Origin of the sequence: Micromonospora sp. DT4, from assembly GCF_049841675.1 — a bacterium.
GTDB lineage: Bacteria > Actinomycetota > Actinomycetes > Mycobacteriales > Micromonosporaceae > Micromonospora.
Map to the genome: position 1 here is coordinate 1 of NZ_JBNCKT010000337.1, position 672 is coordinate 672.

1 pseudogene is annotated in these 672 nt (G+C 72.2%); it reads right to left on the reverse strand.

Annotated elements, in window-relative coordinates:
* Positions 1-672 (reverse strand): annotated as a pseudogene (locus ACLQ24_RS29990) (monooxygenase); the annotation flags it as partial.

Here is a 672-nt window from a genome sequence, read left to right on the forward strand (position 1 = left end):
GGGTCGGCGCCGAACCGCTGCGCGTACTCGGTGCTGGTGCAGTTGAGGTAGAAGGTCCAGTCGCAGCCGCCGGGTACGGGGGCGAGGTTGAACTGCGCACCGGGGCAGGGCTGCAGCCGCAGGAAGTCCCGCAGGCCGGGCTGGGGGGTGGTGTCGGCGATGCCACGGTGGGCGACGTAGCCGGCGTACCGCAGGGTCCGATCAGGGTCGAGGAGGCGGCGGCCGGTGGAGGACCGGCCGTCGGCGAACACGACCAAGTCGGCGGCCTCGGTGTGGCCGTCGCGGAACCGCAGCACTGGCTGGCCGGCCTGCTCGGCCAGGGCGGTGACCTTCATGCCGGAGTGCAGGACACCGGCGGGTAGGCGGCGGGTCAGTGCGTGGTGCAGCAGTGTCCAGGTGGTGTTGCGGCCCGGGTAGGTGCGCCTGATCGTCTCGGCGGGGTGGCGGTCGCGGATGGTCATCTGGACGATGGCCTCGGAGTCGTGGGCGACGAACTCGTGCTGGCCGATGTCGAGGCGGTCGAGCACGTCGAGGGCGGGGTGTTCCAGACCGATGAGGCCGCCGCCCAGGGGCGCGGACGCCGGCGCGGCCTCAAAGACGGTGACGTCGTCGAATCCGGCGTGCAGCAACAGCAACGCGGTGACCGGGCCGGTGATACTGCCGCCGACGACG